Here is a 9018-nt window from a genome sequence, read left to right as displayed (position 1 = left end):
CCACCGGCCCCCAAATCCTCACCCACCCCTAACCGACCAACCCAGAACCACGCGCGCACGCAGACCACGCCCCCGCACGTGAGCGCGTACGGCGGCCGGTCACCCAGCGAGGGCCGGACGGGAACGCTCCGGCCAACTAGCCAGGGTGATGCGCGCCCCGTTCGCCGTACTGCGGTCACCTACTGGGGAGTGCGGACATCTGATGGCATGTCCACAGTCCCCAGTAGGTGTACACGCATCGCTCGGCCGCGGGGCGGCTACGACTCGGCCCGGGCGGCTACGGTTCAACCGGGGCGGCCGAATGGGCCTTCGGGCGGGGCGATCCGGCTGCTGGGCTCGATGACTGCTGCTGTCTTTCACCACCGCGACGGGTCAGCTGGCAGGTCTCCGCACTCACCGGCGCCCGCCATAGCCCGGGAGCTCACATGCGAGTGCAGAACTCACAAGCGGATGGGCAAGCCCAGGAGATGGCGGGTGGGTCGCGGGGGCATGGGTTAGAACAGGGGGTCTTGGGTTTGGGGCTTTGGCGGTTGGTGAGCGGGGGTGGATGCGGTCCGGTTGGGTGGGCGGAAGCGTGCCGGCGTCGGATCGGGTTGGCGCCCGGCTGATTCGGTGGTCGGGGTCGCGCCGAACGGGTTGGGTGTGGAGCGGTGGCGGGAGTGGCGGCCGAAGCCGTGTTTGTCGAGGAGGGGGCGGACCTTCTGCTCGAAGGCCGTTCGGTAGCTGGGGGCGGCGTTCGAGCCGCGAGCGTAGAGGGATTCGTAGCGGCCGACCAGCTCAGGGTGATCGTGGGCCAGCCAGCTCATGAACCAGTCCTTCACGCCGGGGCGGAGGTGCAGGACGAGGGTGGTGACTCCGGTCGCGCCGGCTGCTGCGAGCTCTCCGAAGAGGTCGTCGAGCTGGTCGGCCGAGTCGGTCAGCCAGGGCAGCACCGGAGCAACCATCACCCCACAAGGCAGCCCTGCTTCGCGCACTGCACGGATCAGGTCGAGCCGGCCGCGCACCGACGGTACGCCGGGCTCCAGGCGCCGCCGCAACTCCTCATCACCCAGGGCGAGCGACACCCCGATCCCGACCGGCACCTCGGTCGCTGCGGAGACCAGCAGGTCGAGGTCGCGCCGGAGCAGCGTCCCCTTCGTGAGCACGGACAACGGCGTACCGGAACCGGCCAGCGCGCCGATGATCCCCGGCATCAGCCGATACCGCCCCTCGGCCCGCTGGTACGGATCCGTATTGGTGCCCAAGGCAACCTGTTCCCGCCCCCAGGACGGCTTGGCCAGCTCCCGGCGCAGGACGTCGGCGACATTCGTCTTCACGACGATCTGCCGATCGAAGTCCAGCCCCTGGTCGAGCTCGAGGTACTTGTGCGTCGGCCGGGCGAAGCAGTATCGGCACGCATGCGTGCAGCCCCGGTACGGATTGACCGTCCAGTTGAACGGCAACCCGCCACCAGGCACCGAGTTCAGCGCCGACCGCGCCACCACCTCATGGAACGTCACCCCACGAAACTCCGGCGTCGTCACCGACCGGACCAGGCCCGCAATCAACCCCAGCCCCGGCAACGCCCCGGGAGCCTCCACGTCCAACTGCTGACCCGCCCACCTCATGCAGCACAGTCGAACACATGTTCTAGCGCGAAGCAAGTCAGCCGAAGACCGCCGCGTTCCGGACCGCCCATTCCGCGTACGTCGTTCCCGGGCGGCCGGTGAGATCGGCGACCGTGGACTCCGGGGTCATCGGGTGCTCGGCCATCATCCGAAAGCCGTCGAGCAGCCACTGGGCCGTTTCCAGGCCGGTGAACGGCGTCAGTTGGTCGAGGTACTCCTGCGGCGTCTGCTCCTCGAATTTGATCGGCCGGCCGATCGCGGCGGCGATGAGCTCAACCTCTTGCGGCTGAGTGAGCGCCTCGGGCCCGCTCATCACCAGCTTCTGGCCAGTGAAGGACTCATCCAGCAGCGCAACCCGAGCCACGGCAGCGATGTCTACGAGGTCGATCGGCGTCTGGACAGCATTGGGGTACGGCGCTCGCACCACGCCCTCCGACTTGATCGACGGCGCCCAGTCGAGCGTGTTGTTCATGAACTGGCCGGGGCGCAGGAAGGTCCACTCGAAACCAGCCTCCTCGATCGCCCGCTCGACCCGGTAGTAGTGCCAGCTCGCCGGATCCCCCTGCGCCTCGTACTCGGCTGGCTCACCCGACAGCACGACCACTCGCCGCACGCCGGCCTCGCGCGCGCAGCGCACGAAATCGTCCACGTACGCCGGGAGCGGCGCCAGGTAGACCGTGTCGATACCAGCGAGCGCGGCCGGTAGCGACTCCGGCCGCCCGAGGTACCCAACAGCGACCTCCACACCTTCCGGAAGCGCGGCCCGCGCAGGTTTGTTCGTCAGCGCCCGCACCGGCGCTCCCACAGCCACCAACTCATCCACCAGGAGCCGTCCGACGCTCGCCGTCGCACCGGTCACCAAGATCGTCATGCCGTTCCCCTCAGTCTTGGAGTAATTCTCGTAGGGTATACGAGAATTCAAACCAGCGCCTATGGTTGGCCTGTGACGGTCGATCGCACGCTTGCGCTGCTGTGGCGCAACCACCGCCCACTCGCCCCGGCCGCCAAGGGCGCAGGGCGACGCCCCTCGCTGGATGTGAACGAGGTGGTCGCCACCGGAATCCGGCTCGCCGACAGTGACGGTCTGGCCGCGGCGTCCATGGGCGGTGTGGCCAAGGAGCTCGGCGTCGGCACCATGACGCTCTACACCTACGTACCGTCGAAGGACGATCTCCTGGAGCTCATGATCGACCAGGTGCTCGGCGAGCGTGAGCTACCGGGCCCGGGCGAGCCCCGCCCGGACGACTGGCGCGCTCAGGTCTACCTGTACTCCGACCAGACCCAGCTGATGTTCGAGCGGCACCCCTGGCTGTCACAGGTCTCCCCGGTCCGACCACCCGCCGGACCGGGCCTGATGGCGGCCAGTGAGTACCTGCTGTCCATCATGAGCACCCTGGACCTCGCACCGCGCGAGACGAACACCGCGGCGGTGGCAATCTCGACGTACGTCGACTCTGCGGCCAGCCTGGCTGCGGAGGGTCGACTGATCGAGCGGGCCAGCGGTCAGAGCCATGACTCCTGGTGGATCGAGCGCTCCGACCTGTGGGAGACGTACTTCGACGTCGAGCGCCACCCCGCGATGACAGCGATCTGGAACGCAGGTGGTTTCACCGCAGGCACCGACGAGACGGCAGCCGAGTCGTACCGCTATGGCCTCGACCGCCTCCTCGACGGCATCGCCCAACGCCTAGATGTCCAGTGAGATCCAGGCCGGGTCATGGTCGGTACCGTCCCGTGCCAGCTTCTTGCGACGACCGATGAACGCGCCCTGCAGCCGTGGCACCAGCGCCGGTGACAACCAGATCTGATCGATCAGGTCGAACGTGCGTGGCTGCCGTGCGCCCTTGAACGTCGACGTCCACGCCGGACTGGCCGGGAGCTCGACCGTGGTCTTCACGGTACCGATCTCGGTCGGAGCGGTCAGTGCGTTCACCAGCCCGGACTGCGCGTACGCCGCCAGTGCGGGTGACTCCGGAGTGTCGTTCATGTCGCCACAGAGCAGGTACCGCTGCCGGCTGCTCATCCGCGCGGCGATGATCCGCACGATGGTGTCGGCCTGCCGGGTGCGGAGCAGCTCGGCCTCCGCCGCGGCCTCCACCGGGTTGGCCACGGTGAAGTCGACGAACTTCGACTTCAGGTGCGTCCCGAACACCGTCAGCGCCTTGCGCCCACGGGCGTCCAGAATCTCCACCTCGACCAGGTCACGCGAGAAGATCGGCCGGTTCGGCACGTCCGGGTGGAACGCCCGCTGGTAGCTGGTCACCCCGCCGATCGGCCGCCGCGACAGGATCCCGATGTCGATGAACCGGGTCGCATCGTTCCCGTCGATCACCATCACATGCTGGTACGCGCCGCTCAGATGCTCGCGGTTGAACTCCCGCAGGACGTCGACGTTCTCGACCTCCTGCACCACCCAGACGTCCACATCGGCCGTCAGCAGCCGCTCGGCCACCCGGTCGGTGTCCTCCGGCTTCTTGGACACCAGCAGCTTCCCCCGGCCGTCCAGCTGCAGCCGGCGACGATGCTCGTCGTCGAACGTGTAGGTGGCCGGCACCGTGCTGGTGCCCTGTGCGAGTGCGTCGACCGCGCCGGCGAAGTTCCAGCGGTCGAACAGGTTGTTGAGATTGAAGGTCCCCACCGTCAGTGCCATAGCGTCCTCCCCTGCGCCATCCCCCGGACTCCTCTCAAAGTACGGCGCGAACTGCCGATTGGGTAGGTTGGCGGCGAACAAGGGGGTTTGGGGTGAGTGAGAACTTCCAGGTCGACCTCCAAGGCATCGTCGACCTGCTGAGCAACCATCTGTACAGCAGTCCGCGGGTGTACCTGCGGGAGCTGCTGCAGAACGCCGTGGACGCGATCACCGCGCGGCAGGCGGTCGAGGCGGGGGCGCCGCGGCGCATCGACGTACAGACGACGGACGGCGCCCTCAGCATCGCCGACACCGGGATCGGCCTGCTGCCGGACCAGGTGCGCGAGCTGCTGGCCACTATCGGCCGTAGCTCGAAGCGGGACGAGATCGGGTTCGCCCGCTCGGAGTTCCTCGGCCAGTTCGGCATCGGCCTGCTGTCGGCCTTCATGGTCGCCGACGAGATCGAGGTCGTCACCCAGCCCGCCGGTGGCCCGGCCACCCGCTGGCTCGGTACGGCGGACGGCCGCTACGAGCTCGCCGCCACAGCGGACCGCAGCGAGACCGGTACGACGGTGACGCTGAAGGCCCGGCGTGGTGCGGAGCAGTGGTACAAACACGCCACTGTCGTGGAGCTGATCCGCCTGTTCGGTGCACTGCTGCCGATCGAGATCCGCGTCAACGGCGAGCAGGTGACCGACGGCAAGGCCCCCTGGGAGAACACCGGCGCACTGCAGCGGGCCGAGCTGGTGGGCTACGCGCAGGACAAGCTCGGGTTCACCCCGTTCGACGTGATCCACCTGAACAATCCGGGCGCCGGACTGACCGGTGTGGCCTTCGTGCTGCCGTTCGCCGCGAATCCGGCCGAGCGCGCCACCCACCGCGTGTACCTGAAGCGGATGCTCCTCGCGGAGAACGTCGAGGGCCTCCTGCCGGACTGGGCCTTCTTCGTCCGGGCGGTCATCGACACCTCCGAGCTGCGGCCGACCGCGAGCCGGGAGGCGCTGTTCGACGACGGCACGCTGGAGGCCACGCGGGACGCACTGGGTGACCAGCTGCGCGGCTGGCTGGTTCGGCTGGGCAATACCGACCCCGCCAAGCTGGACCGGTTCCTCAGCATCCACCAGCTGGGTGTGAAGGCGCTGGCCCTGCACGACGACGAGATGCTCCAGCTGGTCCACCGCTGGCTGCGTTTCGAGACGAACCACGGCCGGATGACCACGGCAGAGCTGCAGCAGCGCACCAACCAGATCCGGTACGTCACTACGGTCGAGGAGTTCCGCCAGCTCGCAGCTGTCGCAGCCGCGCAGCAGATCACGGTGGTGAACGGCGGCTACACCTACGACAGTGAGCTGCTGGCCCGGCTGCCGGAGGTGGTGCCCGAGCTGAGCACCAGCCGGTTCGACCCGACCGAGCTGAGCACGAGCTTCGACAGTCTGGACCCGGACACCGAGCTGCGGCTGCGGCCGTTCGTCCAGCTGGCGCAGGACGCACTGGACGCGGTGGGCTGCGAGATCGTCGTACGGGCGTTCGAGCCGGCCGGACTGCCGGCGCTCTACCTGGTTGACCGCTCTGCCCAGTTCGCGAGTGAGCTGCGCGCCACCAAGGACCGGGCCGACGCGCTCTGGTCCGAGGTGCTCGGTGCACTCGACACCCAGGACGACAGCCGGCCACAGCTCGTGCTGAACTACCGCAGCCCGCTGGTACGGCGGATGGCGTCACTCAATGATCCTGAGCTGACCCAGCTGGCGGTGGAAGGGTTGTACGGGCACGCGTTGATGCTCGGCTACCACCCGATCACCCCTGCCGACTCTGCTCTTGTGAACCGCTCTTTCCTCGGCCTGCTCGACCAGGCCGTCCCCACGCCGGAGGACCAGACGCCATGAACCCGGAACTCATCGACCTGCTCCAGCGTGCCGAGGGCGCGCCGTACGGGAAGGTGCGGTCGGCCCTGCTCGAGGACGTCGTACGGCGAGCGGACGCGGCCAGTGAAGCGGACCTGGCGTTCTACAGCCGCCTTGCTCTGGTCACCGCGTACGTGATGGGTGGCGAGCCGCGGAAGTCGCTGGTGCCGTTCGCCCGCTGCGTGGCGGACTGGGACGCCGAGCCGGACAAGTATCGCGAGTACTCGCACCTGTTCCACTGGTGCTACAAGTACGCGCCCAGCACGCTCAGTAAGTTCCCCGAGGTGCCGCTGGACCGCGCGTACGCCGTGCTGGACGACATGGAGCAGCGCTGGCGGCTCAGCGGGCACAGCATGCACGCCGTCCACCAGCACCGCTGGCTGGTCGCGCACCACATAGGGGACGAGGAGACTGCGGCCGAGCAGTTCCGGCTCTGGTCCACCGCACCGCGTGATGACCTGTCCGACTGTGTCGGCTGCGACCCGACCTCGAAGGTGCACCACCTCACCTCGGTCGGCCGGACAGCGGATGCGGTCGCGCTGGCGGTGAACGTGCTGGATGGGCAGCTCACCTGCGCGGAGCAGCCGCAGCAGATGCTCACAGCGCTCCTCCCGGCTTATGTTGCCGAGGGCATGTACGACGAGGCTGTCGACGCACACCGCAAGGCCTACCGCCTGCTGCGGAACCGGGTCGGCGAGCTGAGCGAGCACGCGGATCACGTCGAGTTCCTGGCCCGCACCGGCAACGAGCTCAAGGCGGTCGAGCTGATCGAGCGGCATGCCGCCGAGCTGGCCGACCCGCCCTCGCCCTACGCGGAGATGGCGTTCTCGGCAGCGGCCTCGCTGGCGCTGAGCCGGGTGGACAGTGACCTGCTGATCCGCCAGCCGCAGGCGGACGCAGAGCCGGCCGGTGCGCTCGCCGAGCGCTACGCAGCGCGCGCACTGGAGCTGGCGGCGCAGTTCGATGCCCGCAACGGCACCACGCATCGCAGTGAGCACATCCAGCGCCTACTGACGGCAGAGCCGTGGGTCGAGTACCTGCCGCTGTCGGAGACCGCCCGGCGCGCTCAGCTCCGTAAGCAGGCCCAGACCGAGCAGACGGTCCCCGCGCAGCAGCCAGAGCGTCCGGCAGTGTCCGGTAGTGGCTGGCTCGACCGGGCCGAAGAGGACTGGCAGAACTTCGCCAACGAGGATGCGATTGCCGCATGGCAGGCCTTCGAGCGTGAGGTCCCGGAGAGCGAGTGGACTCCGTTCGACCGGGCCAGGCTGCTGGACGGTCGCGGTCTGACCTCCAGCGAGAACCCTCAGGTCGCACTGGACGCGTGGCGAGAGGCACTGGCCCTGTACGACGAGCTCGGCGAGGAGGTCCGGGTTCTCCGGACCCGCGGGCGGATCGGCCGGATGCTGTGCGAGCAGGGTCAGATCGAGGAGGGCCTGGCCGCCGGTGAGGAGCCGATCCGCTGGCTGATCGCTAACGACGAGCTCGAGCGGCGGCCGGCGCAGCGGGACTCGCTGGCCATCATGTACGCCCAGGCCGGGCGGTTCAGCGAAGCCATCCAGGTGCTGACCGAGTCCGGGCCGGGGCACACGCGGCCCGAGCACGCCGGCAGCAGTGCGATCCTGCTGGCCAACCTGCTGCTGCAGGAGGGGCGTTTCGACGAGGGCGAGGCAGCGATCGCCCCCGGCTTCGATTCACCGCACGACGCCCAGCGCTCGTTCGCGCACCACCTCCGTGGACGCGTCCGGCTGGAGCTGGAGCGCCCGGCCGAAGCGGCCGAGGATCTGATCGAGGCGGTCGCACTCGCCACCGGCACACCCGGTCTGGAGACGCACGTCGCGTACTCGAAGCTGATGCTGGCCCGCGCCTACCTGCTGACCGGCCGCCCGTTGGAGGCCGCCGAGTCCGCCGAGGAGTCGCTGTCCGTGCTGACAGACGACGCCCTGGCCGACGCCCGCGGCGTACTGATCGACTCCTACCGGATGCTCGGCGAGAACGAGTCTGCCCTGACCAAGGTCCGTGAGCTGCTCGCCGACGTCTCCCCCGAAGCGCACCCGGCGTGGCTGGCCACCCTGCGTCAGGACGAGGGCATCCTGCTCGAACAGCTCGACCGCGACGACGAGGCGATCGACGTCTTCCTCACTGCGGCCCAGCACTTCGGCACCGCGGAGTCCCCGCTGCAGCAGGCCCAGGCAATCCGGCTGGCCGCCCAGTCCGCCCGCTACACCGGCGACCACGCCCGGGCGCTCGAGCTGGTCACCTCAGCCCAGCCGATCCTGGACGCGCTGCCGTCCGCCGACCAGGACGTCATCTTCCAGTCCGCCGGTGTCCACTGGGACCTGTCCCTCATCCACCTTCAGCAGGGCGACCAGGCCACCGCGGTCACCCACGCCGACGAGGCCGCCGACCTCTACGAACGCGGCGGCTACGAAGACCAGTACCTGAACGCCCAGCTCCTGCTGGCCGAACACGGCACCGAGGACGAGAAGGCACTGCAAGACCTCTTCAACGAACTCCCCGCCAACACCGACCTCTGGTACCGCACCGGCTACCTCCTGGTCGACCGCCTCCGCGGCGTCGGCCAAGCAGATGCCGCCGCCGCACTCGAGACCCGCCTCAACAGCGAGTCTTGATCATCCGCGCCTGAGCCAGCCCCGCCGCTTCTCCGCGGCGAGGGCCGGCCGGGCCTGGGCCACCTTGAGCGCCCACCAACCACGTCACACCCGCCGAAACAGTCGAACCGTGCTCAAGGTGGCACCATCAGCACACCTTGAGCACCGATCAACCACCTTCAGACCGCGCACATGACCGAACCGTGCTCAAGGTCGCGCGGCTAGCTCACCTTGAGCACCTGTCGACCATTTCCTGGGCAGGCACGTGGCTG

At 68.8% G+C, this 9018-nt stretch carries 6 protein-coding genes; 3 read left to right on the top strand and 3 right to left on the bottom strand.

What is annotated here, in order from left to right; all coding sequences use genetic code 11:
* Window positions 1-494: 494 nt before the first annotated feature.
* Both E1261_RS19365 and E1261_RS19360 read right to left on the bottom strand, forming a co-directional pair.
* The gene (locus E1261_RS19365; protein ID WP_132408336.1) at window positions 495-1607 is read right to left on the bottom strand and encodes an Rv2578c family radical SAM protein; all 1113 of its coding nucleotides are present in this window, start codon (window positions 1605-1607) and stop codon (window positions 495-497) included.
* 37 nt (window positions 1608-1644) lie between these two features.
* On the bottom strand, window positions 1645-2478 hold the full coding sequence (locus E1261_RS19360; RefSeq protein WP_132408334.1) for an NmrA family NAD(P)-binding protein: 834 nt from the start codon (window positions 2476-2478) through the stop codon (window positions 1645-1647).
* A 72-nt stretch (window positions 2479-2550) separates the two neighbouring features.
* Between E1261_RS19360 and E1261_RS19355 the strand changes: the two genes are divergently transcribed.
* On the top strand, window positions 2551-3309 hold the full coding sequence (locus tag E1261_RS19355; RefSeq protein ID WP_132408332.1) for a TetR/AcrR family transcriptional regulator: 759 nt from the start codon (window positions 2551-2553) through the stop codon (window positions 3307-3309).
* Here the strand turns inward: E1261_RS19355 and E1261_RS19350 are convergent.
* Window positions 3295-4257 (bottom strand): endonuclease/exonuclease/phosphatase family protein, encoded by a 963-nt coding sequence (locus E1261_RS19350; RefSeq protein ID WP_132408330.1) that lies wholly within the window; start codon window positions 4255-4257, stop codon window positions 3295-3297. The genes E1261_RS19355 and E1261_RS19350 overlap by 15 nt on opposite strands.
* Window positions 4258-4349: 92 nt before the next feature.
* Between E1261_RS19350 and E1261_RS19345 the strand changes: the two genes are divergently transcribed.
* Both E1261_RS19345 and E1261_RS19340 read left to right on the top strand, forming a co-directional pair.
* Window positions 4350-6119 carry an HSP90 family protein gene (locus tag E1261_RS19345; protein WP_132408328.1) on the top strand — a complete coding sequence of 590 codons (1770 nt, stop codon included), beginning with the start codon at window positions 4350-4352 and terminating at the stop codon, window positions 6117-6119.
* On the top strand, window positions 6116-8767 hold the full coding sequence (locus tag E1261_RS19340) for a tetratricopeptide repeat protein (RefSeq protein WP_132408326.1): 2652 nt from the start codon (window positions 6116-6118) through the stop codon (window positions 8765-8767). The genes E1261_RS19345 and E1261_RS19340 overlap by 4 nt, the downstream gene beginning before the upstream one ends.
* The last annotated feature ends 251 nt before the right edge of the window (window positions 8768-9018 follow it).

This window comes from Kribbella albertanoniae, assembly GCF_004348455.1.
GTDB classification, from domain to species: domain Bacteria; phylum Actinomycetota; class Actinomycetes; order Propionibacteriales; family Kribbellaceae; genus Kribbella; species Kribbella albertanoniae.
Note: the sequence above shows the minus strand (reverse complement) of the source record. Positions and strands in the feature narration are given on the sequence as shown.